The organism is Microbulbifer salipaludis, assembly GCF_017303155.1.
Lineage (GTDB): Bacteria > Pseudomonadota > Gammaproteobacteria > Pseudomonadales > Cellvibrionaceae > Microbulbifer > Microbulbifer salipaludis.
The window spans coordinates 1,157,489-1,182,731 of the sequence record NZ_JAEKJR010000002.1; the positions used below are offsets into that span (position 1 = coordinate 1,157,489).

The following is a 25,243-nucleotide window of genomic DNA, read 5'->3' on the forward strand; positions in this document are numbered from 1 at the left end:
AAATTAAGGCTCGGCAGCGACCAGCTGCCGATGGCTGATGAGCGATGACAGGCGCTTGCTGGATATCCCCGCATCCAGCGAACACAAACGAGAGTTGAAGGATATGGACCAGCTGCTGACAGCGGAAAGGCCGCGCGATAGTTTTGCCAAGGCCACCCACGCACTGAAGGCCAACCGTCCAAAAGAGGCCGAGACGATTTGTCGCAGCCTGCTCCAGCGCCATCCTGGCCACTTGCCCCATTTGCAACTGCTCGCGCACAGCCTGTCGCGACAGCAGCGCTTCGACGAAGCAGAATCCATACTGGCCAAAGCGCTTGAGCTGGACCCTAATCTGCCATCCCTTCACGACGAACTCGGCAGTCTGCAGGCACAGCGCCAGCGCTATGTCGACGCGGTGGCGGCTTTTGACCGCGCGATTGAGCTCGACCCGAACAATCCGCGTACCCATCAAAAACGGGCCAAGGCGCTGCACCTGCTGGGGCGCGACGATGAAGCGGAGGAGGCCTTTGACCAGTTCCTGCGCGGTGATCCCTTGGCTGCCCAAATTGCCGAGGGCGCGCGATTGTGGCGGGAAGGGAAACTTGATGACGCGGAGCCGTTGTTGCGCAAAGCTTTGCGCCAGGCACCGGACAATGTTGATGCAATGCGTTTTCTGGCACTGGTGCTACAGGACAGTGGCAAAAATCTGCTGGATGCCGAGGCGCTGTTGCGCAACGCCATTCAGAGGGCCCCCGACTTCCTGCCGGCACTGCAAAACCTCGGTGCCCTGCTGCTGGAGCGACAGCACTGGGAGGCCGCCGGCGAGATTTTTGCGCGCATTCTTGAGCTCGACGAGCGCAATGCCCTGGCATGGGCCTCACTTGGTCATGCCTGTACCCGGCGCGGCGAAGCGGAGGAGGGGCTGGCGCACTACACCAGGGCGATCGAGTGCAATCCGCAAAGCGCCGGTGCGCATATGTCCCGTGGACACCTGCTAAAAACCCTTGGCCGGCAGGAAGAGGCGCTGGCGGCTTACCGGGAGTCCATCAGGCTTAATCCATCGCTGGGTGAAGTCTACTGGAGCATGGCAAACCTGAAAGTCTTCCAGTTTAGTGATGAAGAAGTGGCTGCGATGCTCGAGCAGCTCGATAGCGACGACCTGGGGGAGGTGGCGCGTGTGCACTTTCACTTCGCCCTCGGCAAGGCGTTTGAGGATGTGCGCGATTACGATCGCGCGTGGCAACACTACCATGCGGGAAACCAGCTCCAGCGCCAGCAGGTTGAGTATGATCCGGTCGAGTACCAGGTGATGCTGGATGATATCCGCGAGCAATTTTCCCCGGAGTTTGTCCAGCGTCATCGCGGTGGCGGATCGACACACGAGGACCCTATTTTTATTGTGGGCCTGCCGCGCACCGGGTCGACGCTGATCGAGCAAATCCTGGCAAGCCATTCACAGGTTGAGGGCACCGAAGAGTTGCCGAATATTGCGACGTTAGCCGCATCTACGGCGAAGTATCGCCGCGACAACGCGGTTTTCCCTCGCACCCTGGCGGATTTTGACGAGCGTGATTTTGAGCACTACGCACGCAAATACCTCGCCGAGGTCAAGCACCTGAGGGTAATGGGGCGGCCATATTTTATCGACAAGATGCCCAATAATTTTGCCTATGTGGGCTGGATAAAATTATTGTTCCCGCGTGCGAAAATCATCAATACGCGGCGTTTTCCTCTCGACAGCTGCCTCGGTGCTTACAAGCAGTTGTTTGCCAAGGGGCAGAATTTTACTTACGACATGCTGGAGTTGTCGGACTATTACCGCGACTACGTGCGCATGATGGCGCATTGGCACGACCTGTTTCCCGGCGAAATTCTCGATGTGCATTACGAGGATCATATGGAAGATTTCGAGGGGCAGGTCCGGCGCATCCTCGATTACTGCGGCCTGCCATTCGAGCCGCAGTGCTTGCGTTTTTATGAGAACCAGCGTGCGGTAAAGACCGCGAGCTCTGAACAAGTCCGCCAGCCGATTTACCGCAGTGCACTGGGGCTATGGAAACGCTACGAGGCGCATCTCGGCATGTGGCAGGAAGAGCTCGCAGAGGTGATCGAACAGCTTCCGGAGCGGGTCCGGAAGCTGGCCGGTCAGTAGGGCCATACCTCCAGCCCATGGATCGCGTTGCGCACATCGCTCGATAGCCGCACGCTGAGGGCGGTCTCCCCGGACTTCAGGTCGTGCACCGCGATACTGGAGGGCGAGGAGCCGCCGGCTACCAGGGAGTCGCTGATGACGCAGAGCCCGCGGGCGAACCCGGCTCGGGCGATGCGACTTTCATCCAGTCCGACCCCGGTCAATTCTGTTTCGCCGTATTGCGGCACCCCGAAAGCCCTGTCACGGTCCTGGTCGCGGCTGGCAAAGCGCAGTACATCCGCGCGCGTATCATTGAACAGTACCCCGTCCTGAAATGGCCTGGCATTGTGGGTGCCGCCCGGCAAGGTCGCACTCATGTTTACGCCGCGGCCATTGAAGTGCAGCATACCGTCGGTGTTGAGCCCCGAGAAATACATACCGTCGCCGTTGCAATGAATACTGTTGAGGTGCAGCTTGTTCAGCATCAGTGGGCCCTGGTCTCCCTTCGGGTCAAAGGTCGCCGCACGGTAGCGCAGGCCGTCCGTGTCCACGGCCAGCGCCCAGTCAAAGGTTTCCGTATTCAGGTTGAATCCGAGGATGCTGTCGAAGCCGGTTGAGGTCAGGAAAAGTTGGTCCTGCCACAGGCATATTTCGTGGCAGTGCTTGAGGTAAGGGTTGCGCCATGAACCGATGGGGCGGAAGTCCGGCGTGTAGGCATACAGCTCGTCACTCGCGGCGATAAATATTCGCTCTCCCGCGCACGCGATACCGCGCAGTCCGCGGTCCCAGCCGCGCCCGCGCCAGTCGATATCCACCGTGTTCCAGTCCAGCATTTGCCGGGCCTGCTGGGTTGCCAGATCAACCAGGTAGACGCCGCCGTGGCTGTCGCCTTGCTGGCTTCCCCGTACGACTGAGGTCGCAATCAATGTGGTCACGTTATTCTCCTGATACTGCCAGTGGATAACCATCCGCCTGCTGGGCCTGAATAATAAAGCCGAAACGGTAAGCATCGCCGGCCAGTGAGTAGCGGCGCAAGGGTTGAGCGCCCCAGGAATTGTCCCCGCCGACACCCATTTGCGCGTAGTCGATGTGCAGCGATACCAGGTCTCGCGGCGCAATGGCGTTGACGTGGACATTGCCGGTGCGCGGGTTTACCGCATCCGGCACATTGCCGTAGGCAAAATCCTGCCATAGATAGTGGTGCGCAGAGAAGCCCAGCAGCGGTAGACCCTGTATGTGCAGGCCCTCGCCCTGGGAATTTTGCAATGACAACCACCGGGTATCGGTCTTGTAGCCGTTTTCCTGGGGGCGGCCGTAGGGCACGTATTGCGCGGCCACGCTACTGTGATAGATACCCACATCTGCTGCCAGCTGCCGGTCAGCGTAGTTCTCCATTGGCCCGCGTCCAAACCAGCGCAGTGCGTCATAGTCCGCTGGCAGGGTGGTGTGCATGCCGACACGCGGCCAGGGTGGGGTATCCGGCGCGCGTTGTACCTGATTGTTCACTTCCAGGCGGCCGTCACCGTGCAGGCGATACTGCGCGATCCAGTCTCCCAGGTGGCGGCCCTCGGTGCCGAGCATACGGTAGTGGGCGCGAATGCCAGACGCAGCCTCCGGCATGCGCTCCAGTGCATATAACTGCAGTGCGGGTGCGCGCCAGGCTGCTGCACGTGCAGGCATGTCGCTACCGCGATCGTTGTCAGTGGGTGCGCGCCAGAACTCGGGCTTGAGCGGGCTCAGCAGCAGCGCGTCGCCCTCGGTGCCGAACTGCTCGAGCAAGCCGGTGGAGCGGTTGAACACCGCCTCGACCCCGCCGGCGCGGAGCGTAAGGGCCTGCGGCGACTCCATCACGGTGACGGCGCCAACGGCCAGGGGCGCAGTCGCAGCGACAGTGGGGCTGCCCGGCAGCGGGAACTGGCTGCGAGCGACCTCGTGGCCCGCGGGCAACAGCGGCGAGGAGTCCCGCTGCACAGCCCAGAGGTCGAGGTGGTACTCGTAGCCGGGCTCGCGCCGCGGCAGTGGCAACTCCAGCACCTGGTTACCGCGCGCAGGGATTGGGGTGGCTTCGGTAAGCGTGCCGCCGGCAACCGGTTCACCATTGCGTCGCAATGACCAGTGCAGGTCGAGGCCGCTGGTATCGCTAAAGTCAAAGTCATTGTGCAGCCGCAGCAGGCCGCGGTTCAGGTCCACTGGCTGCCAGCGCAGCGGCTGATAGGCCCGTTTGACCTCCCAGTAGGCGGGTTGTGGGCTGCGGTCGGAAAACAGCAGTCCATTCATGTTGAAGTTGCCATCGCTCGGCACGTCATCGGGACCGTAATCGCCGCCGTAGGTCCAATAATTTCGGCCGCGCGCATCGCGTTCGAGCAGGCCCTGGTCGACCCAGTCCCAGATGAAGCCGCCAGAGAGAATGTCGTGCTCGCGGATTACGGTCCAGTACTCACGCAGGTTGCCGACGCTGTTGCCCATAGCGTGGGCATACTCGATCAGCAGGAATGGGCGATCGCCGTGTTCCTGGGCATATTTCTCCAGGTCCCAGTAGCGCCAGTACATACTCGAGTGGAAATCCGAGTGGCGCTCGCCCACGTCAGCCAGTTCACCCTCGGTCTCGTATTGCACCGGGCGGCTCGGGTCGGTCTTCTTGAGCCAGTGATAACCGGCACCGATGTTATCGCCGTCGCCCGCTTCGTTGCCGAGGGACCAGATCACCACGGATGCAAAATTCTTGTCGCGCTCGAACATGCGCTGCACGCGGTCGAGGTGGTGCGCGCGCCATTCGGGCTTGTCCGCCAGGGTCTTGTCGGGCGCATAGCCGAATCCATGAGTTTCCACGTTGGCTTCATCGACCACGTAGAGGCCGTACTCATCCGTCAATTCGTAGAAGCGCTCGGGAAACGGGTAGTGCGAAGTGCGCACCGCATTCATGTTGGCGGCCTTCATCATGCGGATGTCCGCGAGCAGGGTTTCCTCATCGACCACGTGGCCGGTGTCGTGGTGATGTTCGTGCAGGTTGACCCCTTTGAGCTTGACCGCCTTCCCGTTGATGCGGAAGACGCCGTTACGTATTTCGAGTTCGCGAAATCCCACCCGGTGCCGAAAAGCTTCGAGCACCGCGCCTTGCGCGTCGCGCAGCGACACAACGAGGGAATAGAGGTTGGGTGTCTCGGCGCTCCACGGGCGTATCCCGGGAACCTCTTCCGCCGGGAAATGGATGTCCCGCTCGCCGGGAGCGATGGTAACGCGGAGGGCGCTGAGCTCCCGGTTGCCGTCGAGCAGCTGTACTTCCAGAGCGGACGGTTGTTCCTCCGAACCCGTGCCGGCGAGCTGCACCTGCAGCGACAGCAGCCCGGTCTGGAAATCGTTGGTGAGCCCGGCGTTCACGGTAAAGTCGCGGATGTGTGTTTGCGGCCGCGCGCTCAGGTAGACGCCGCGGGTAATGCCCGACAGCGACCAAAAGTCCTGGTCCTCCAGATAGGAGCCGTTGCTCCAGCGGAACACTTGTATCGCGACGCTATTGGTACCGGATTGGAGTAGTGAAGTGATGTCAATTTCCGATGGCGTTTTGGACCCTTCGCTGTAGGCGGCGTACTGGCCATTCACCCACACATAGTAGGCGGAGGATGCCGCGCCGACGTGTAGGAAAACCTTTTGTCCGGCCCATTCTGCAGGCAGCTCGAAGCTGCGCAGGTAGCTGCCCACGGGGTTGTCGTGCTCGGGCGGGTTGGGCGGGTCCACGGTAAACGGGTATGGGATGTTGACGTAGATCGGGTAGCCGTAACCGTGGCGCTCCCAGTTGGCCGGAACCGGGATCTGTTCCCACTTTGCGGTGTCGAACCCGGGGGCGGCAAAGCCCTGCGGGCGCTCCGCGGGTGTGGCGCTATAGTGGAATTTCCACAGCCCGTTCAGCGATAGCTGCCGCGGGTTATCTCCTCCTGTCAGCGCTTGTGCCGCATCGGGGTAGGCGGTGAAGTGCGCGCGCGGCGGCATGACACCCTCGCGGATCACTGTGGGGTCTTTCCAGTGTGCGCCCGGTAGGTCTTGTACCGCGGCCTCCCGGTCTGCGCAGGCGACCAGTAGCAGGGGCAGCAGGATCTGGTGCAGACGGGGCATGGGGGGCTCCTTATGTTTCGGTTGGCAGGCGAAAAAAGGCCGGCACTAGTGTGCCGGCCAAGGGTGACGCGGTGAGAGCCATGCCCGCTGGGGCTGGGAGTGTCCGCGCGGTGAAAGGATGCTTTTTTTGGCCTAGCGGAAGTTGAAGTCTTTCTTGAAAGACAGCACCACTTCCCGCGGCCGGTTGTAGCTCGGCATATTCACGTAGCGTCCGACATCGGACCAGGTGCCGTTGCTGCCGAAACGCCAGTCGTAGCCGCTGTCGATCCAGCCCGCATTGCGGTCATCCCAGAGGTTGTACACGCTGAGTGTCGCCGTCCAGCTGTTTTCCTGCCACAGGCCAGCGGTGAGTGAGGCTTCCTTGCGGTCTTTAATAAGTGGGCGGCCCCACTGGGCGTTCCACCAGTCGTGGTTCATGGCTTCGGTCCAGCTGTGGTCGTAGCGGATCCAGCCGCCGATATCGCCAAACAGTTCCGGCACACTGTATTCCGCTCCCAGCCACCACTTGCTCGGCGGTGCCAGCGCCAGGCCTTGCCCCTTGGAGGCAATTAGCCAGTCTTGCGATGGATCAATTTCCGGGGCGGCATCGCTCAGGTAGAAGTCGTCGAGAATTTTCGAGCTGCTGCGGGCATAAGAACCCTCGAGCTTGAAGTTTTCGGTCATCTGGTAGGTCATGGTGGCTTCGATACCCGTTGCCTCGGCATCGCCGGCATTGACATGGCCGCTGACTTCCCAGAAGTAGGGGTCGCCAATATTGCGCTGCATATCCTCCCATTTCATCAGGTAGGCGGACAGGTTGAGCTGCAGGGAATTGTCCAGCCACTGGCTCTTCAGGCCGATCTCGTGGTTGAGCAGTTTGTCCGCACCGTATTCTTCTGGCAGCACACTTTCCCGACGGATCTGGGAGTTGGCACCGCCGAGCCGGAAGCCTTCACTGTAGGTCGCATAGACCATGCGATCATCGTCGATGTGGTAGTTGAGGCTGAGCTTGTACACCGTATCGCTGTCGACGCCCTGGAAGATGTCCAGCGGCAGGTAGTAACCGCGTGGCCAGAACTTCTGCTCGCTGCGGTCGCGGTCGTACTCGAACCAGCGCGCACCCACACCGGCCACCAGCTTTTCGGTAAGGTCGTAGCTCATTTCACCAAACACGGCCGTTTGCGTGGTCTTGGCGTTGTAGACTTCACCGTAGTAGTCATTGGTTTCCGGTACGTCGTACCAGTAATTGACGTACTGCCAGGAAGGGGTTTCGGTGTAGTTTTCAACCCGCCAGTACCAGTCCCAGAAGTCATCGGTCTCTTCATAAAACGCACCGGCCATCCACTGCAGGCGGCTGTCGCCCATGGAGGCGAGGCGGATTTCCTGGGATACGCGCTTGCCAGTCTGGTCGTTCACGCGCTGTTCGTCTTGGAAGGCGGTGTCGTACCAGGTGCTGTAGTAACCGAATTCCCCATCCTGTACCCGCTTGGCGCGGATCTGCGCATCGAGGCTGTTGTCGAACTCGTAGTACACCTCGCGGTCGAGGAAAGAGCTGGTCATGGTCAGCTCGGCGAAGCCCAGGTCACCTTTAAAGGTGAGGCCTGCAGCCCACCAGTCATCGGTGCGCTCGTCCTTGAAAAAGCGCACGATTTCCAAATCGCCTTCTGCGGGGTCTGACTTCCAGTCGCCAGTGGAGCGCTGGGACTGCTGCATGACCATCAATTCCGCATCCCAGTCCTCATTGATGGTCCACAGAGCACTGATGCGGGCGCCGCTCTGGTACCAGTCATTGAAGTCCTCTTCGACAACATCGCTGTTGAGCTCATCGGTGAAGACATTTTTGCCCTCAACGTTATCGATATAACCGGCGGACTTGGTGTCATAGGCGACGAGTCGCACGCTCAGTGTATCGGTCACCAGCGGCAGGTTGAGCCAGGCTTCCGCGGTGTGGCCGGTCTCGCCTTCCTTGACGCTGGTGGCGTCGACCTTCACGGAGCCATAGGTACCGCTGTGGTCGGGCTTGTTGGTAATGATGCGCAGGGCGCCGGATTGCGAGCTGGAACCGAACAGGGTGCCCTGAGGACCCGGCAATGCCTCGACACGCTGGATGTCGACCATGCGCGGATCCACCTGCTGGGTGGGCGACGTCATGGGAATTTCATCGAGGTAAACAGCGGCGGAAGAGTCGGTGCGCCACTCGCCGGTGCCGGTACTGATGCCGCGGAACACGACCTCATTGCGCCCCGGCGTTTCGGCCACGGCAGACATGCTGGGGATTGCCTTGAGGTAATCCTGCATATTTTTAAAGCCGAGCTTCTCGATCTGCTCGGTGGTGAATGCCTGGATGCTCTGCGGCAGGTCCTGCATGTCCATTTCGCGCTTGGTGGCAGTAACGGTAATTTCCTCTACCGCTACGTAATTGCTCTCTTGTTCATCGCTCGCGACCTCGTCTTCGGCGAACGCTGCCATTGAGGTCAGCGATGAGGCCATGGCGAGGCTGATTGCCGCGGCCAGGGGCCTGCGTGCGGGGGGAATTGCCCGGAGTTTCATGTCTGTTCTCCTCGGGTGCGTTTATTGTAGTGCTCTCCCCCACGATCAAAGCTGCGGTCGCTAGGGGCTGCGGATTTATCATATAATTGAGCTCCGGGAATTACCCGTGACAAAAATTTCAGCGGTGGTGAGGAAATTTCACCTATCTGGTGTGTCAACTCTGGAATAGTGGAAGCCTCGACCGGTACTTAGCAGGCCTGTGTAACATGGAATTTGATGCCCCCTTCAAAATGCTCGAGCTGCGCGACTGCAGTGAGCTACACGCTTGTATCGCTGCCGCACCGCAGTCCGAATGGGAGACTAACCGCCTGCGCCAGCAAACCTTCGATGTGCACTACCAGACCCAATCTCTGGTGATGCTGTTTATTAGTTGTAACCCTTGGCCGCAGGCAGAAATCTACCGCGAGGATGGCTGGGGCAGGCTCGCAAGTGCCGCCTTGCCGCTGATGCGTGAGGTTATCGAGCAGCACTATGAGCCGGGCGGAATCGTGCTGCGCGCCATGGCGGCGAAGTTGGTGCCTGGGGGGATCATCAAGCCCCATGTAGATGCGCACCCGTCATTTCGCCACGCACACCGCATTCATATCCCGATCACCTCCAATGCCAAGGTGCGCTTCAATATTGGTGGGCGCCCGTATCGCTTTGAGGTGGGCAAGGTCTATGAACTGAACAACCAGTTACAGCACAGTGTTATGAATCGCGGTAGTGAGGACCGGATCACCTTTATCTTTGATTACCTGCCGCCCACTAAACGCGGACAAATTGCCGCATCTGGCGTGACAAGTCTCTGGTAAGCGCATTCTCGAGATGCGGTGTGGTGTGGTGTTGCGGTGAGTGGTGGATTTTTCTCAACCGCAGGAGAATTTTCCTCAGTTGAACAAATGGGGAGAGGGTGAGGATACTCGGCGTCGCCAGGGTGAGCGGTGCCAGCCGGGTGTCGAGACGTTGCTCGCTGTGTTGAGTATTTCCTGGCCACAACAATAATCAATCAGGAATAAGCGATGAAAAAACGAATCTCCACAGGGGGCCTGTTGGTTGCCCTGTTACTTATTGTCACGGCAATACCCGCATCTGCACTCACCGTTTCCCCGGATGATAGCGGCATTCGCTATACCGGCCGCTGGAACTTCGATAACCCGCAGGAGCCCTGGATTGGCTGGCAGGGGTCAACCATAGAAATTCAGTTTCAGGGCTCCAGTATCAGCGCGGACCTGAACCCCGGCGACAGCCACGAGTACTTTCGCGTGATTTTAAACGGTGTCCCGTCTGAGCAGCTGATCCGCCTGGAGCCGGGGCGTACCACGGTGACGCTGGCATCTGGCCTGGCGACAAACCAGTCGCACCATCTGGTGTTGATGAAGGAAACCTTTTATGGCACCAACAGTGTCTTCTACGGTTTCGATATCGCCAATGGCGTAGTGCAGACGTTGCCGCCACGCCCGGCTCTGCGCATTGCCTATTTCGGCGATTCGAACATGGACGGCACTTCTCTCTATAGTGAAAAAGACCAGCAGGGCAATGATCCGCTATCGAGTGAGTCGGGCACCTACTACGCCTATCCTGCCACCGTCGCGCGTATGCTCGGGGCGGAAATGCATCTGCAAGCTGCGGGCGGAGCGACCCTCTCTGGGCCCGGTGACAATACGGTTGCCAAGTTTATTTACTCACCGGACTGGTACAACCAGGATCAGAATTACCGCAGCGGCTTCAACCCGCACGTCATTGTGGTCAATGCCGGCGCTAACGATATCAGCGGTATCAAGGGCAAGCAGCAAAAGAGCAAAGTGAAGGACCGCTTCAGGCTGGTAGTCAGCGAGCTGCGCAATGTGTACGGCGAAACGCCGCATATTGTGTTGTATAACGCCTATGGCTGGGACCTGGACGAGCCGGCCAACTACACCCATGAACTCATCAGCGAAATCGGTGGAAAAATTTCCGTGATGCTTTACCCGTGGATGTGGGAGCAGTGGCACGGTTCCATGGTCGAGCACGCGGGGCAGGCGCGACTGCTGGCGGAGCATATCACCAACCTGGGGCTGGGTTTCTCCATCGTGCAGCCGGCGGAAATCTTTGATGGTTTCGGGCGGAATTTTGATGTGGCCAACGGCAGCTTCGAATACGCGGCCCGGACCGGCTTCGAAGCCTTTGGCTGGCGCTATGTGGACGATGGTGTCGAGCGCGTATACGACCCGGCGGGTGCTGCCGATGGCAATTACTATATCCGCCTGGCGGTGGGTGATCGGGTGCATCAGGGCGGCGATGCCACCGGCGATTTCCAGCCCGGTGCGACCAGCGGCGGCCAGACCTATGTGGTGCGCGCCATGGTCCGCGGCACTGGCACGGAGCCCACCGCGCAGATTATTGCTGACTTTGAGGAGCAGGCGCTTTACGGGCGCAGCAATGCGCAGACCCGCAGTTTTGCCGTGGACGGTGTATGGCGCGAGTACACGGCTACCTTCACTGCACCCGATGGCACCTGGAAAACTTACATCAACCTGAAGTCCGCCGGTGGTACGGTGGAGTTTGATGATGTTCGCATGAGCGCCCAGTAAGTGGCGATGGCTGCCCAACTTTATTTATATGATAAATATGGTAAATTGGGCGGCCAATAATTGAGTGACTTGAGGGGGCGCTATGAGTGTCGACTGTGATCGGGTATTCGCATCGGGCAAGCTTGCCGAAATTACCCGGTACCCGGATTTACAAGACCAGCATGTATTCATTACCGGCGGTGGTTCCGGTATTGGTGCTTACTTTACTGCGGCATTTGCCCTGCAAGGCGCGCGGGTTTCATTTTTGTCGACCCGCCCCGAGCCCGCGCAGGTACTGTGCGACGATGTCGAGGGTAATGGGGGAATTCGCCCGCGTTTTTATCGCTGTGATATCCGCGATCTGAGTGCGCTGCGTGCGGTAATTGCGCAAGCCATCGAGGATTCGGGCCCGGTTCATGTACTGGTTAACAATGCGGCGCGCGATACCCGGCACGACCTCGACAGCCTCACGCCGGATGCTTTCGATGACGCCATCAATACCAACCTTCGTCCGCAGTTTTTTGCCATGCAGGCGGTGGCACCGGGCATGGCCGCGGCGGGCGGTGGTGCGATGATCAATGTGGGTTCCAATTCCGCGAACCTGGCATTGGCGGGTTACCCGGCCTATGTGGCTTCCAAGGCGGCGATTGTCGGCATGACCCGCAGCCTTGCTCGCGAGCTCGGGCCGAAAAACATTCGCGTCAACGCGCTGGTGCCGGGTTGGGTGATGACCGAGCGCCAGCAACGCCTGTGGGTGACGGAGGAGGCGCTGCGAGAATGTATCGACAGGCAGAATCTCAAGTTCGCCATTCAGGGCGAGGATGTGGCTGAGTCGGTGCTATTCCTCGCTTCTCGCGCTGCCCGTGCGATCAGCGGCCAGTCGCTGATTGTCGATGGTGGGCGGGTGTGAGCGCGCTGCGTGTATCCCTGCGCGATACTCTGCCGGTCGCAAACCAGCTCGGTGAGTGCGTGCTGTGGGATGACCGTGCCGGGCTGGTGCGTTGGACCGATATCCTCGGCCAGCGGCTCTATTGCTATGACCCGGTCTCCGGGACCCTGTCCCATAACCGCCTGCCGCGTCGCCTGGCTTCCTTTGCGCTGACCTCCCGCGCGGATCTGTTGGTGGCGGCGTTTGACGATCGGCTCAGCCTTTACGACACCGCCAGCGGCCAGGAGGAAACACTGTTCCTTCTGCCGGATACCCGCGAACTGCGCTTCAATGATGGGCGCGTAGATCGCAGCGGCCAGTTCTGGGTCGGCTCGATGATCGAGAATGCCGGCAACCGCAGCGACGACCCTGAGCGCCAGGGCCGCCTGTATCGGCTCGACCGCGCAGGCGGGGTCAGCGCCATGCGCAGTGGCATTAGTATCAGTAACAGCCTGTGCTGGTCGCCGGACGGGCGCACCGCTTATTTTGCCGATTCCCCCGAGGAAACGATCCGGGCGTTTGATGTCGATCCGCGCAGCGGGACTTGGGCCGAGCCGCGGGTGTTCGCGCGGACACCTGCAGGGGTGCACCCGGACGGTGCCACCGTGGACGCTGAAGGTTGCGTGTGGAGTGCCCAGTGGGGCAGCGGCAAGGTGGTGCGTTACAGCCCGCAGGGGGAGTGCATCGCGCAGATCGACTTGCCCGCTCGCCAGCTCACCTGTGTCGCGTTTGGCGGGGCGGACCTGAGCACGCTGTATGTCACCTCTGCCCGCTGTGACCTGACGCCGGCGCAGTGCGAGGACCAGCCCGTTGCCGGCCACCTGTTCGTGCTCGACACCAACATTCGCGGCCTGCCGGAGAGTCGCTATATCCTCGGGCGCGGCTAGCGGGTTTGGCGCGCCGGCACGTTGACAGATGACAGCGTACTCCGACACACTGAATTCGAAACCAAAAAACCAATAATAAGTTCGCCGCGTGTGGGCGTTGGCTCCGGGTCCGCCGCCGACACCGACGCAGTTGAACCGCGTTGTACGGGAGTCCCGCCGATGTCCGCAACTGAAACCGGCAGTCTGGTCGATGCCATCAAGCAAGCCTATATGTTGCTGAACCAGCAGCGCCCCGATCTGGCCCGCGCGCAGGCGCGTGAAATTCTCGATAGTGTCCCCGGCGAGGTCAACGCGCAGCTGGTGCTGGCCATATGCCAGCGCCTGCGGGGCGATATTACTGGCGCCCGCAGTGGGTTGCAGGAAATTCTTGCGCGCGCAGCGGACTTCGCCTCCGCCTGGCACGAGCTTGGTGTGTGTGAGGCGCGCCGGGGGGATCACCCCGCGGCCATCGCAGCGCTGGAGCGAGCCGTATCCCTGCAGCCGGCTCTGGCCGAGAGCTGGCTGGCTCTGGCCGAATACTACACGGCGCGCGAGCAGCACGAGCGCGCGGCCCATGCGCGCACCCAGCACCTGCGTTACGCGATTGCCGGCGGCGATCCTGTCGGTGCTGGCGGTGGCCTCGCCAGTGCCTTTGCGCTGTTCGAGCAGGGTCGTATCGCCCAGGCCGAGGCGGCCTGCCGCGGCTACGTTTACCAGCACCCCACCGACGTCAACGCTATCCGCCTGCTGGCGGAAATCGGCGCGAAGGTCGGCGCGCTCGGTGATGTAGAAAACCTGCTGGCGCGCTGCCTGGCGCTGGCGCCGGACTTCCACTTTGCGCGCTTGCAGTACGCCGGTGTTCTCAATCGCCGTGAAAAGAGCGAGGCGGCGCTGATTGAGATCGAAAAGCTTGAGAGCATCCCGCGGCCGATTCCGGCGGTGCAGGTGTTGAAGGCGGCGGTGCTGGCCAAGCTCGGCCGCTATTCCGAGGCGATCGCCGTGTATGACAGCATGCTGGCAGAGCAACCGCGGCAGCCGGTATTGCTGGTGAGTCGTGGCCACGCGCAGAAGACCGTCGGTGAGCAGGCTGCGGCGATTGAATCCTATCGCGCCGCCATCGCCTGTGAGCCCCACAACGGCGAGGCATGGTGGAGCCTCGCCAATCTCAAGACCTACCGTTTCGATGTCGACGAGCTGGCGCAGATGCGCGCGCAGCTCGCGCGCGAAGACCTGGACGAGGAGCCGCGCGTACAGCTGTTGTTTGCCCTTGCCAAGGGTGAGGAAGACGCTGGAGATTACGCGGCGTCTTTTGTCCACTATGAGCAGGGCAATGCCCGCAAGGCGCTAGCGGAGGGCTACAGTGCCGATGAGACCACGCGCGACACCGATCGGTTGATCGATACCTGTACCGCGGAGCTGTTCGCGGCTCAGGGAATGGGCGGCTGCGAAGATCCGGCCCCGATTTTTATCGTCGGCCTGCCGCGCGCCGGCTCGACCCTGCTGGAGCAGATCCTCGCCTCCCACTCGCAGGTGGACGGCACCAAGGAACTGCCGGATATCCTCGCGCTGGTGCGCCGCTTGTCCGGCCAGCGCAAGCGCGAGGATGTCTCCCGCTACCCGGCGGTGCTCGCGCGCCTCAGTGCCGAGGAGCGCGCGGCGCTTGGCGCGGAGTACCTGGCTCGCACCCAAGTGCAGCGCGGCAGTGCACCGTATTTTATCGACAAGATGCCCAACAACTTTGCCCATGTCGCGCTGATCAAGCTGATTCTGCCCAATGCCAAGATCATCGACGCGCGTCGCCACCCCATGGCCTGCTGTTTCAGCGGCTTCAAGCAGCTGTTCGCCGTGGGGCAGTCGTTTACGTATGGGCTCGACAATATCGGCCGCTATTACCGCGACTACTTGCGCCTGATGGACCACTGGCATGCGGTGCTGCCCGGTGCGGTGCTGACCGTGCAGTACGAGGAGGTGGTGGCTGACTTGGAGCCGCAGGTACGACGCATCCTCGATTTTTGCGGTCTGCCGTTCGAGCCCGCTTGCCTGGAGTTTCACAAGACCCGGCGCTCGGTGCGTACCGCCAGCTCCGAGCAGGTGCGCCAGCCCATCAATCGTGACGGCCTGGCGGCGTGGGAGCCCTTTTCCCCCTACCTCGGCGACTTGCGTTCAGCACTGGGTGATGCGCTGGAGCGCTTTGCCTGAGAAGCGTCGCCCTCGGCGGTCTTTTAAGGTGAAAAAAACTCACCGGTTAGCGAAGAAGACTCGCTTGTCAGCGCCCGCAATTCCAACGACTCTTACCCCTTGAGTGGTAGTTTTTCTCAATCCCAGAAGTATAAAAACATTAATAGGGGAATCAGCGATGACTCGATCCAAAAACTGTCGGGCCGGTGAGCTCGGCCTGCGCCACAATCCGCTCGCCGGGCATATCCGCCGGCACATTCGCCAGTGCCGGGCGCCAGTGCTGGCCCTGGGCTCGGTGATAGGGCTCAGTGGCATGGTGGCACTGCCCGTTGTGGCTCAGGAGGGCGCCAAGCGCGCTCTGGAAGAAGTGACCGTAACCGCGCGCAAGCGTGACGAGAGCCTGCAGGATGTGCCGGTCAGCATCCAGGCGCTGGGCGAGCAGCGGCTGGAGCAACAGGGCGTTTCCGGTTTTGACGATTACGCGCTGCTGCTGCCGAGCCTTTCCTACCAGAGCGCCGGTCCCGGCCTGTCGCAGGTGTATATGCGCGGCGCCGCCGACGGCGGCGACGGTAATGCCTCTGGCTCGCAGCCGAGCGTGGCGATTTATCTCGACGAGCAGCCGGTTACCGCGATCGGCCGCAACCTCGACCTGCACATCTATGACATTGCCCGTGTCGAGGCACTGGCCGGCCCACAGGGCACTCTCTACGGCGCCAGTGCCCAGTCCGGCACCTTGCGTATCATCACCAACAAACCCGACACCCAGGCGTTCTCCGCCGCGGTGGATGTCGAGGCGTCCACCACCCGCGACGGCGATCCCAGTCATGTGCTGGAGGGTTATATCAACGTGCCGCTCAGTGACCGCGCGGCGGTACGTCTGGTGGCATGGGACAAGGGCGAGGGTGGTTATATCGACAATATCCCTGGTACTCGCACCTATGGCCTCGCCAGCGAGAGTAGCTATTCGCCGGTCACCCAGGTGACCGAGGACAATGCAGACCTGGTGGAGGAAAACTTCAACGAGCTGGACAATCGCGGCGCGCGTGCGGCCCTCAAAGTGGACCTGAACGACCGCTGGACCGCGACTGCCAGTGTGCTGACCCAGCGCCAGGAGACCAGCGGTACCTGGTTCCACGATCCGGAAAATCCCAATGGTGAGGTGGGGGACCTGGAAGTGCAGCGCTATTTCCCTGATCGCAGCGACGATCAGTTCACCCAGTACGGTGTGAACGTGGAGGGTGATCTTGGCGCGGCCAGCCTGGTGTATTCCGGCTCAATGCTCGACCGCGATGTGGAATACGCATCGGACTACACCGCCTATGCGGACTATGCCAACTACGCCAATGCCTACTGGGTGCCGGCCTATGCGTGTTACTACACCGGTGGTCAGGCAGTGGAGCAGCCGTGCTCCAGCCTGGCGATCTACTACAACGATGACAACCGCTACCAGCGCCAGACCCACGAAGTCCGTCTGCAATCGCAACTGGACGGCCCGCTGCAGTATGTTGTGGGTGCCTTCATCGAGAGCGCCTCGCACGACTACCGGCAGGAGTGGGAAATGGACGGCATGGCACAGGGCGCCGGCTTCCAGACCATGGATGAGCCGAACCTGTTCTACCTCACCGACCAGAAGCGTGAGGACCGTCAGCGCGCTGTTTTCGGTGAGCTTAGCTATGACCTCAGCGAGGATCTGACCGTCGCGTTGGGCGCACGTTTCTTCCGTGCCGAAAGTGAGCTGTCAGGCATCTCAGGATACGGTACGCAGTCACCGTGGACGCCCGATGCCGTGGTTGACAGCCGCGTGGAGGATAGCGACAAGACCCTCAAGGCCAACGTTACTTACCAAGTCTCGGAAGACATCATGTTCTACGCGACCTACTCACAGGGCTATCGCCTTGGCGGCGTCAACCGGGCCAATAACGACCTGGTGCCGGTGCAGTACCGCCCGGACTTCCTCGACAACTACGAGTTTGGCTGGAAGACCGAACTGCTTGACGGGGCATTGCGTCTCAACGGTGCCATCTACCGTATGGACTGGGAGGACACCCAGTTCACCCGCTATGACTCCTCATATGGACTGCCGGTGGGGGTGACCCTGAATGTGGGCCAGTCGGAGATCCTTGGTATTGAATCCGATATTACCTACGCACTCACCGACAACTGGCTGCTGAGCGGCGGCTTCGCCTTCAACAATGCGGAGGTGAGTGAGGACTTTGTGGTGGGCAGCAACTTCGCCCCCGATGGCACCTCTCTGCCGAACGTGCCGGAGTTGAAGTACAACCTCACCTCGCGCCACAACTTTACCGTGGCTGGCCGCGACGCTTTTGCGCAGCTGACCTATGCCCATGTGGGTGAGTCCTATAACGACCTGTACGTATTCAAGGGCGACAGTCCCGTGGACCGCCGCTCGGTGCAGGACAGTTATGACAACGTCAACCTGCGCGCCGGTGTGGACGAGGCGCAGTGGGGGCTCGATGTGTTCGTCAACAATCTGACCGACGAGCGCCCACAGCTCACGCGTTTCACCGCAGGCTATGACTCCAGCATCACGACCGCGCGCCCGCGTACACTGGGCGTCTCTTTCCGTCGTCGTTTCTGAGTTCGATTCAGAATCAGGGAGAAAACTATGAACCTGGCCAATGGGGTGCCCGAAGGGCAGTTGACTGGCAAAACTGCGCTGGTGACCGCCGGTGCCAGTGGCATCGGCCGCTGTATTGCGGAGACTCTGCTCGCCGCCGGTGTACGGGTGTTTGTGTGCGATGTGGACCGTGCGGCGGTTGTCCGTTTTCTTGGCGACAACCCCGCGGCCTCAGGGGCGGTAGTGGATGTGGCCGACGCGGTAGCGGTGGAGGGCATGTTCCGACAGATCGAGCGGGAGTTCGGCTGCCTCGATATCCTCGTCAACAACGCCGGCATTGCCGGCCCCACCGCGCTGGTGGAGGATATTGAAACGGAGGCCTGGGACCGCACCGTGGCGGTGGACCTGAACGGACAGTTTTACTGCACCAAGTATGCAGTGCCCATGATGAAGCGCGCCGGCAGCGGCGCCATCGTCAATATCTCGTCCAACGCCGCCATGTTCGGCTTTCCGTACCGCTCGCCTTATACCGCGTCCAAATGGGCCCTGATCGGGCTGACCAAGACCTGGGCGATGGAACTCGGTCCGCACAATATCCGCGTTAATGCGCTGTGTCCCGGCAGTGTAAAGGGGCCACGTATCGACGGTGTGATCGAGCGCGAGGCCGCCTCGCGCGGTGTGCCGGCGGCGGCGGTGCGTGATGTTTACGAACGCCAAAGCTCCATGCGCCTGTTCGTCTCCGCCGACGATATTGCGCAGATGGTGCTGTTCCTGGCGTCACCAGCTGGCGCCGCCATTTCCGGCCAGTCGATTGCGATCGACGGCCACACTGAATCCCTTTCCTGTGACATACATGTAAACCAAGAGGAAGCCAATGAAAGCTGTATGGTTTGAACAATTCGGGGCTGCCCGTGACACCCTGGTGCTCGGCGACCAGCCAGTGCCGGAGCCCAAACAAGGTGAGGTTCTGGTGCGCTTAAAGGTGACCGGGGTCAATCCGTCAGATGTGAAAAAACGCGCGGGGTCCTTCCCCAACCTGCTCGACGATGGCCTGGTGATTCCGCATTCCGATGGTGCCGGCATTATTGAGGCGGTGGGCCCCGGCGGGGATGCCAGTCGCATTGGCGAACGGGTGTGGGTGTACCAGGCGCAGTATGGGCGGCGCCTCGGCACTGCGGCCGAATATGTGGCGCTGGATGAGAAGCTGGCGGTGCCGCTGCCGGACAAAACCTCGTTCGAGATCGGCGCCTGCCTTGGCATCCCCGTTATGACCGCGCACCGTTGCGTGTTTGCTGATGGCGACGTCGAGGGTACGACCATCCTGGTCACCGGCGGTGCGGGTCGCGTGGGCTACTACGCAATCCAGTGGGCCAAGCAGGCCGGTGCGAAAGTCATCACCACCGCCAGCAACAGCGGCGACCGCGATACCTGCCTGGCACTTGGTGCCGATGCCGTGGTTAACCACCGTGAAGAGAACTGGGCGGCCGCCGTGCTCGATGCCAATGAGGGCAAGCCGGTGGACCGTGTGGTGGAAGTGGAGTTTGGCAAGAACCTGCCGCAGGTGCTCGACTGCCTGCGTATCGGTGGCACCATCGCCACCTATTCCTCCAGCCAGGATATGTCCCCGCAGCTGCCGTTCTACCGCATGATGTTCATGGATATCACCCTGCGCATGATTATTGTGTACGCCATGCCGGAGCAGGCCAAGCAGGATGCGATCCGCGACATTACTGCCGCGCTTGAACTGGGCAAGCTCCAGCATCGTGTGGCCGATGTACTGCCGTTCGAGAAAATGGCCGAAGCCCACGAGATTATCGAGGGTGGAACCGTGCGCGGCTGCGTCGTGGTCGCGGTGGAATGATCCCCGTCGCGGAAAAATTTTTCCGCGCGGCGGTACCGGTACTGGCACTGGCACTGGCGACGGTGCTGGTGCTGGTGCTGTTGCATTCCGGGCCCGGAGCCCGCGCCGAGCAGGTTTTGGTCGATTCGGGGCCTGTGGCAGTGGCTGGCGAAGCGCACTGGAGCGGTCTCTGGCAGTCCAGCCATGCGGGGCAGAGGATCGCCAGCTACCGCGGCATCCGCTACGCCGAACCACCCACCGGCGCCCGCCGCTGGCGCGCGCCCCACTTGCTAGACCCCGTCCCTGGCAATACCGATGCTTCCAGCTTTGGTGCCGCTTGCATGCAGACCAGTTACAACACCGACTGGTATGAGGATGTGGTGCGCAGCTTCGGTGGTGACCCGGCACTGGCACCACGCCCGGAAACAGTCAGTGAAGACTGCCTGTTTCTCAATATCTGGGCGCCCGATGGCGCGCGAGCACTACCAGTGATGGTGTTTGTCCACGGCGGCAACAACCTCGGTGGCTGGTCTCACGAGCCGAATTATCACGGCACCGAGCTGGCAGCGCGGGAAGTGGTGGTGGTTTCGATCAATTACCGCCTGGGGGTGTTCGGTTTCTTTGCGCATTCGCAGCTGCGTGGAGAAGATCCCGACGGCGGGCCGGGCAATTACGGCCTGCTCGACCAGATCGCAGCACTGCAGTGGGTGCGGCAAAACATTGCTGGATTCGGTGGTGACCCCGCCCGGGTCACCGTGTTTGGCGAGTCCGCCGGCGGGGCGGCCATCGGTTACCTGATGGCCTCGCCACGGGCGCGCGGTCTGTTTCGCTATGCGATCCGACAGAGCGGCGCCTTCGATTTCTACGATGGTGGTGACCTCGCTGCTGAAGAAACCTACGGTGCGCAGTTCCAGCGCGACCTGGGCGCAGCGGGTATCGCGCAGATGCGCGCCCTGCCAGCCGCGCAAATACTGGCCCAGGCACAGCAGACCTATCTCGGTGACCACGCGGCGGAAGACCAGCGTAATTTTTATCCGGTGCGCGACGGGCGCGTGCTGCCGCACCTGCCGCGAGATGCCTACCGCCGGCCGCTGAACGGCCAGGCATTGCTCATCGGCTTCAATCGCGATGAGAGTCTGATGTATGTGGGGCCGTCTGTCCGCGCCGACGACCTTACCAACTGGTGGCAGCAGTACTTCACCGGCGCGATGCCGCAGATTGGTGCGCTGTCTCCAGCGCGCCCGGCGCGCAACCGCATGGCGGAACTGCAGGATGCGACCTGGCAGGACTGCAGCAGCGCGGCGGTGGGTGAACTCGCCGCCCGCCACAGTGACATGCCTGTGTACCTGTACCGCTTTGACCAGCTACGTGGCACCATGCAGGATAACCCCATCGGTGTTTATCACGGCGCAGAGCTGCCCTATGTGTTTGCTAGCCATGATGCCTGGCTGCCCACGAGCACAGCGGACCGCCGCACCACGGAAGTGATGCTGGGGTACTGGACGAATTTCGCAAAAACCGGCAATCCCAATGGCGACGGCCTGCCTCACTGGCCGCGCTTCCACGGGGATGGCCCGGCGATGCTGCTCAGTGCTGAACCGGGTGCTGGCTCCTGGGACCCGGACGGGCTGTGCGCCCAGCGTACCGTCGCGTCTGCCCTGAATAGATAACAATAATCATTAGACAGAAGTAATGGCGATGAAAAAGCACAGTGTTGACAAGCCCACCTTTGCACTCGCGGTCGGGGTCATTTTCCTGGTGTGTATGCCGCTGGTGCTGGCACCGGAAACTGGCGGTGCGACGCTAAAGGCTCTACATCAGTGGATTACCCAGCAGTTGGGGCAGGTTTATATACTGGCGGCCAATGCGGTGCTTATTTTTCTGGGTTGGCTGGCGTTCGGGCGCTTTGGCCAGGTGAAGCTCGGCGATGCCGAGGACAAGCCTGATTACAGTACCTTTACCTGGGTGGGTATGCTGTTTTGCGCGGGCGTCGGCGCGGGGTTGATGTATTGGGCTGCCATCGAATGGGCCTTTTATTACGAGCAGCCACCGATGGGCGCAGAACCCGGCTCCGCCGCCGCGCTGCGTTGGGCCTCCTCCTACGGCATCTTCCACTGGGGACCGAGTGCCTGGGCCTTCTACTGCCTGCCGGCGGTGGCCATTGCCTATCCCTACTACGTGAAAAAAGTGCCGCTGTTGCGCTTTAGCACTGGTATGCACCATTTTCTCGGCAAGAACACCAGTGGTGTTACAGCGCGCGGCATCGACCTGATGTTTATGCTGGCGTTGCTGGGTGGTGCTGGCTCTTCGCTGGGCTTTTCCACGCCGATGATCTCCGCCGGCATTGCGCGCCTCACCGGACTCGAGCAGGGCTTTGGCCTTGACGCCGCGGTGGTGGTGCTGAGTATCGCGATCTTCGCCGGCAGTGTGTTCTTCGGGCTGGAGCGCGGCTTCCGCAAACTCAGTGGCTTCAGCGTGCGCCTCGCCATCGGCCTGTTGCTGTTTATCCTGCTGGCTGGGCCCACGGCATTTATCCTCAAGACCGGTATCAACGCACTGGGTAATGTGCTGCAGAATTTTGTCAGCATGAGCACCTGGACGGAGCCCTTTGCCGACGGCGGCTTCGTCGAGGACTGGACCATGTTCTACTGGGCTTGGTGGATCGCCTATGCGCCATTTGTTGGCCTGTTCGTGACTCGTATTTCCCGCGGCCGCACCCTGCGCCAGGTGATCGTCGGTATGCTGGTGTTCGGCAGCCTGGGCTGTTCGCTGTTTTACATCGTGCTCGGCAACCTGTCGCTGTACCACTTTCTCGAGGGCAATGTGGATGTGGTGGCCATCCTGGGGCAGGGTGGCGGCAAGGACGTTATTGTCGCGGTGCTCGACCAGCTGCCGCTGGCGGCACTGGTGATCGCGGCATTCTCGCTGGTGAGCATCCTGTTCTCGGCCACCACCTATGACTCCGCTGCGCTGGCACTGGCCGGTAGCGCCACCCGCGAACTGCCCATTGGCGAGAACCCCGCGCGCTGGCACCGGATCAGCTGGGCGATGATGCTCGGCGTGCTGCCGATCACTCTGCTGTTTGTCGGTGGCCTTACCAGCTTGCAGACGGTGCTGTTGGTCGTGTCGCTGCCGATCCTGGCAATCTGCGTGCTGATGGCGGTGTCGCTGGTGTGCAGCCTACAGGCCGGCGAGACTGCCGCCGCGCACGCAGCCGAACAGCCTGCGGATGGCGCTGCCGGGAGGATGAACGCTGCGGTAGAAGGCGGCGCGCGCTAATGGGCGGCCCGCATCATTGAGTTGCCAGCCTTGCTAGTCTGTTAGGACTTGAATCGAGACTTTTGACCGGGTGTGATTGCGTATTGACTTCGAATGCAAAAGTCGATTTGATACACCTTTCATCTGCGATGTAGAGGCATTTAATCATGCATGGTTTTCAAGCCGAAAAGAGCCTGGTGCTGGAATATTTTGCTGCAATGGAGGCGGCCGGTGCTGAGGAAGCTGGGGCGGTACTCGGCAAGTACATGTCTGAGGACTACCTGTTTCGCGGTGTCTACCCATTCAATGAGCTGCAGGGGGCGAACACCGTTGCAAGCGATGTGTGGGGGCCACTAAAGACATCGCTCGCGCGGATGCAACGCCGGCAGGATGTCTTTATGGCGGGTGAGAGCGAAATTGCCGGTGACCACTGGGTGATGAGCATGGGTCACTTTATGGGGCTGTTTGATGCGGACTGGCTGGGTATTCGTGCGACACGCAAGATCGGAATGCTGCGCTATGCAGAGTTCCACTGTGTGAGTGAGGACAAGATCACCCAAACGGGCCTGTGGCTGGATATTATTGGCTTCATGCAGCAGGCGGGAGTTAACCCCTTGCCACCATCGACCGGACAGTATTTTGTCTACCCCGGGCCGCGTTATCACGATGGCATCCTGCTCGATCAGCAGGCGCCGGAAGAGGCGGCGAAAACACTCGAAGTTCTCAACCTGATGATTGAAGACCTGAGTGGCTTGAATGCCTCGGGTAACGACCGTTGCCCGCCAGAGTTGCTGGCCAAGCGCTGGACGGAGGATATGGCTTGGTATGGGCCAGCGGGTATTGGTGCCAGCTACACCATTCGCCGGTATCAGGAGCAACACCAGTATCCATTCCGCGAGGGCCTGAAAGACAAGGTGTTTAACGGGCACGTGTGCCGTTTTGCCGAGGGCAATTTTGCCTGCTTCTTTGGGTGGCCGAACCTGTCCAATACGCCCACGGGCGGTTTCCTTGGTTTGCCTGGTGGTGAACTGCGCGGTGACATGCGCGTGGTCGATGTCTATCGCCGCGAAGGCGACAAGCTGGCAGAGAACTGGGTGCTGATCGATATTCCCTACTGGTTGAAGCAGCAGGGTCTGGACATCCTCGAGCGCACCCGCGCTATCTGCAATCCCTGATCCACCCCTGATTAATCCCGCAGGCAAACCCAAAAGCCCCGGCAGGTCCGAGGCTTTTGGGTTTCGCTTTTGTTTCAGCGCCGGGCCTTGTTGAACTCGCGCAGGCGCGCAAACACGTCTACACCGAGCTGGTGGTAAACGTCGAGCAGGTCTACCAACACCCAGTTCTCGCGAATTAAGCCGTCCTCGCAGCGCCAGAAATCGAGGCTGCGCATAGTGATGTTCTGGCCCGCCGGCGCGATGCCGAGCCAGCCGCCGCCGCTCACACTCATGTGCATGCCCGGCCAGGCGGTGAAGCCCACGTAGTCGCCGTCGGCAAAGATATGCCCGGCGCCGGCATCGCCGACACGGTCGGGCAGGCCGTTGAGGAACGGAATCTGGTGCCAGTTGCGGAACCCGGCAATGCCGCGCCCGGTGCCGATACCGGAGGGGCCGTACCAGCTGCAGCGCGGGTGCCAGTAGCGTTCCAGCTGCATCGCCTCGGCACCGCCGGTGGCGTAATTGCCCAGCGAGTCGCACATGTCGTGCACCAGCTGCTGGCTGCGTGCGGCGCGCTCGCGGTCACTGGAGTCGATGGTGAGGCCGTCCTGCGTGGCCGGCCCCGGCACATGCCATTCGCGTCCGAGGCTCGGCACCATCGGCCAGGCACCCGCCTGCATCATGACCTCGGGAATGTCCCACAGTGCCTGCATCTCCACCACCTTGCCGCCCTCGAAGCGATAGAACTCGTGAAAGCGCATAGACACCTGGTGGCCGGTGGCGGGGATGTCCAGCCACGGCTTCTCGAAGGATCCGGTGTAGTAACCGCAGCAGCCCACCCAGTCGGCCCCTTGCGGTGTGCTGCCGGCCATGACAATGGTATCGCGGCGCTCCAGATCGGGGATTGAATCCGCCAGCGGCGCCAGGGCCTGCTCGTACAGGGCCGCGGGGCCGTCCAGGGTTTCGAAGGGGTAGGCCAGCTGAACCAGCGCGTCGGCGCGGAACAGCGCTCCGAGCTGACGCTGCACCTCGGCGGGCTCGTAGTCGTACAGGGCGGCGCGCAGGGGGGCGAGGGCGCGCTTGTGTTGCTCGTGCCGGTTGGCAGACATGGTAAGCCTCCAATTGCATTCGAAGTCAAAAGTGCTAGGATCTTACCTCGATAGT

16 protein-coding genes are annotated in these 25,243 nt (G+C 61.3%); 12 read left to right on the forward strand and 4 right to left on the reverse strand.

The window, feature by feature from the left end:
• The first annotated feature begins 37 nt into the window (after positions 1-37).
• Positions 38-2,131: a tetratricopeptide repeat-containing sulfotransferase family protein gene (locus tag JF535_RS10570; RefSeq protein ID WP_207001890.1), complete on the forward strand. Its 2,094-nt coding sequence runs from the start codon at positions 38-40 to the stop codon at positions 2,129-2,131.
• On the opposite strand, the gene JF535_RS10575 is transcribed toward JF535_RS10570, so the two are convergent.
• From JF535_RS10575 to JF535_RS10585, 3 genes are all read right to left on the reverse strand, one after another.
• Positions 2,125-3,045: a hypothetical protein gene (locus JF535_RS10575; RefSeq protein WP_340674163.1), complete on the reverse strand. Its 921-nt coding sequence runs from the start codon at positions 3,043-3,045 to the stop codon at positions 2,125-2,127. The genes JF535_RS10570 and JF535_RS10575 overlap by 7 nt on opposite strands.
• A gap of 1 nt (position 3,046) precedes the next feature.
• On the reverse strand, positions 3,047-6,217 hold the full coding sequence (locus JF535_RS10580) for a glycoside hydrolase family 2 TIM barrel-domain containing protein (protein WP_207001892.1): 3,171 nt from the start codon (positions 6,215-6,217) through the stop codon (positions 3,047-3,049).
• Between the two features lie 132 nt (positions 6,218-6,349).
• A complete protein-coding gene (locus tag JF535_RS10585; protein WP_207001894.1) occupies positions 6,350-8,746 on the reverse strand; it encodes a TonB-dependent receptor in 2,397 nt (798 codons plus the stop codon).
• Positions 8,747-8,952: 206 nt separating this feature from the next.
• On the opposite strand from JF535_RS10585, the gene JF535_RS10590 reads away from it, so the two are divergent.
• The 11 genes from JF535_RS10590 (at position 8,953) to JF535_RS10640 (ending at position 24,100) form a co-directional block, all read left to right on the forward strand.
• Complete coding sequence (locus JF535_RS10590; RefSeq protein ID WP_207001896.1) at positions 8,953-9,540, forward strand: aspartyl/asparaginyl beta-hydroxylase domain-containing protein; 588 nt, start codon at positions 8,953-8,955, stop codon at positions 9,538-9,540.
• 207 nt (positions 9,541-9,747) lie between these two features.
• Positions 9,748-11,298, forward strand: a complete 1,551-nt coding sequence (locus tag JF535_RS10595) for an SGNH/GDSL hydrolase family protein (RefSeq protein WP_207001898.1) — start codon at positions 9,748-9,750, stop codon at positions 11,296-11,298.
• An 82-nt stretch (positions 11,299-11,380) separates the two neighbouring features.
• Entirely contained in the window at positions 11,381-12,187 is an 807-nt protein-coding gene (locus JF535_RS10600) for an SDR family NAD(P)-dependent oxidoreductase (protein ID WP_207001900.1), read from the forward strand.
• Complete coding sequence (locus JF535_RS10605; protein ID WP_207001902.1) at positions 12,184-13,092, forward strand: SMP-30/gluconolactonase/LRE family protein; 909 nt, start codon at positions 12,184-12,186, stop codon at positions 13,090-13,092. The genes JF535_RS10600 and JF535_RS10605 overlap by 4 nt, the downstream gene beginning before the upstream one ends.
• A 159-nt stretch (positions 13,093-13,251) precedes the next feature.
• Positions 13,252-15,270 carry a tetratricopeptide repeat-containing sulfotransferase family protein gene (locus JF535_RS10610; RefSeq protein ID WP_242523790.1) on the forward strand — a complete coding sequence of 673 codons (2,019 nt, stop codon included), beginning with the start codon at positions 13,252-13,254 and terminating at the stop codon, positions 15,268-15,270.
• 157 nt (positions 15,271-15,427) lie between these two features.
• A complete protein-coding gene (locus JF535_RS10615; RefSeq protein ID WP_207001904.1) occupies positions 15,428-17,848 on the forward strand; it encodes a TonB-dependent receptor in 2,421 nt (806 codons plus the stop codon).
• 27 nt (positions 17,849-17,875) lie between these two features.
• Entirely contained in the window at positions 17,876-18,721 is an 846-nt protein-coding gene (locus JF535_RS10620) for an SDR family oxidoreductase (protein ID WP_207001906.1), read from the forward strand.
• Complete coding sequence (locus tag JF535_RS10625; protein ID WP_207001909.1) at positions 18,702-19,688, forward strand: NADPH:quinone reductase; 987 nt, start codon at positions 18,702-18,704, stop codon at positions 19,686-19,688. The genes JF535_RS10620 and JF535_RS10625 overlap by 20 nt, the downstream gene beginning before the upstream one ends.
• On the forward strand, positions 19,685-21,337 hold the full coding sequence (locus tag JF535_RS10630; protein WP_207001911.1) for a carboxylesterase/lipase family protein: 1,653 nt from the start codon (positions 19,685-19,687) through the stop codon (positions 21,335-21,337). The genes JF535_RS10625 and JF535_RS10630 overlap by 4 nt, the downstream gene beginning before the upstream one ends.
• 28 nt (positions 21,338-21,365) lie before the next feature.
• Positions 21,366-22,946 (forward strand): BCCT family transporter, encoded by a 1,581-nt coding sequence (locus tag JF535_RS10635; RefSeq protein ID WP_242523791.1) that lies wholly within the window; start codon positions 21,366-21,368, stop codon positions 22,944-22,946.
• A 146-nt stretch (positions 22,947-23,092) separates the two neighbouring features.
• Positions 23,093-24,100 (forward strand): nuclear transport factor 2 family protein, encoded by a 1,008-nt coding sequence (locus tag JF535_RS10640; RefSeq protein WP_207001915.1) that lies wholly within the window; start codon positions 23,093-23,095, stop codon positions 24,098-24,100.
• Positions 24,101-24,174: 74 nt separating this feature from the next.
• Here the strand turns inward: JF535_RS10640 and JF535_RS10645 are convergent, their stop codons facing one another.
• Positions 24,175-25,188, reverse strand: coding sequence for an ester cyclase (locus JF535_RS10645; RefSeq protein ID WP_207001917.1), 1,014 nt, complete (start codon positions 25,186-25,188; stop codon positions 24,175-24,177).
• Positions 25,189-25,243 lie beyond the last annotated feature (55 nt).

Bases quoted from the DNA above. Each gene is read 5' to 3' on its own strand.
- JF535_RS10585 (WP_207001894.1), bottom strand. From the start codon at position 8,746: ATGAAACTCCGGGCAATTCCCCCCGCACGCAGGCCCCTGGCCGCGGCA.
- JF535_RS10570 (WP_207001890.1), top strand. From the start codon at position 38: ATGAGCGATGACAGGCGCTTGCTGGATATCCCCGCATCCAGCGAACAC.
- JF535_RS10600 (WP_207001900.1), top strand. From the start codon at position 11,381: ATGAGTGTCGACTGTGATCGGGTATTCGCATCGGGCAAGCTTGCCGAA.
- JF535_RS10590 (WP_207001896.1), top strand. From the start codon at position 8,953: ATGGAATTTGATGCCCCCTTCAAAATGCTCGAGCTGCGCGACTGCAGT.
- JF535_RS10620 (WP_207001906.1), top strand. From the start codon at position 17,876: ATGAACCTGGCCAATGGGGTGCCCGAAGGGCAGTTGACTGGCAAAACT.
- JF535_RS10610 (WP_242523790.1), top strand. From the start codon at position 13,252: ATGTCCGCAACTGAAACCGGCAGTCTGGTCGATGCCATCAAGCAAGCC.
- JF535_RS10615 (WP_207001904.1), top strand. From the start codon at position 15,428: ATGACTCGATCCAAAAACTGTCGGGCCGGTGAGCTCGGCCTGCGCCAC.
- JF535_RS10630 (WP_207001911.1), top strand. From the start codon at position 19,685: ATGATCCCCGTCGCGGAAAAATTTTTCCGCGCGGCGGTACCGGTACTG.
- JF535_RS10595 (WP_207001898.1), top strand. From the start codon at position 9,748: ATGAAAAAACGAATCTCCACAGGGGGCCTGTTGGTTGCCCTGTTACTT.
- JF535_RS10640 (WP_207001915.1), top strand. From the start codon at position 23,093: ATGCATGGTTTTCAAGCCGAAAAGAGCCTGGTGCTGGAATATTTTGCT.
- JF535_RS10625 (WP_207001909.1), top strand. From the start codon at position 18,702: ATGAAAGCTGTATGGTTTGAACAATTCGGGGCTGCCCGTGACACCCTG.
- JF535_RS10635 (WP_242523791.1), top strand. From the start codon at position 21,366: ATGAAAAAGCACAGTGTTGACAAGCCCACCTTTGCACTCGCGGTCGGG.
- JF535_RS10645 (WP_207001917.1), bottom strand. From the start codon at position 25,188: ATGTCTGCCAACCGGCACGAGCAACACAAGCGCGCCCTCGCCCCCCTG.
- JF535_RS10580 (WP_207001892.1), bottom strand. From the start codon at position 6,217: ATGCCCCGTCTGCACCAGATCCTGCTGCCCCTGCTACTGGTCGCCTGC.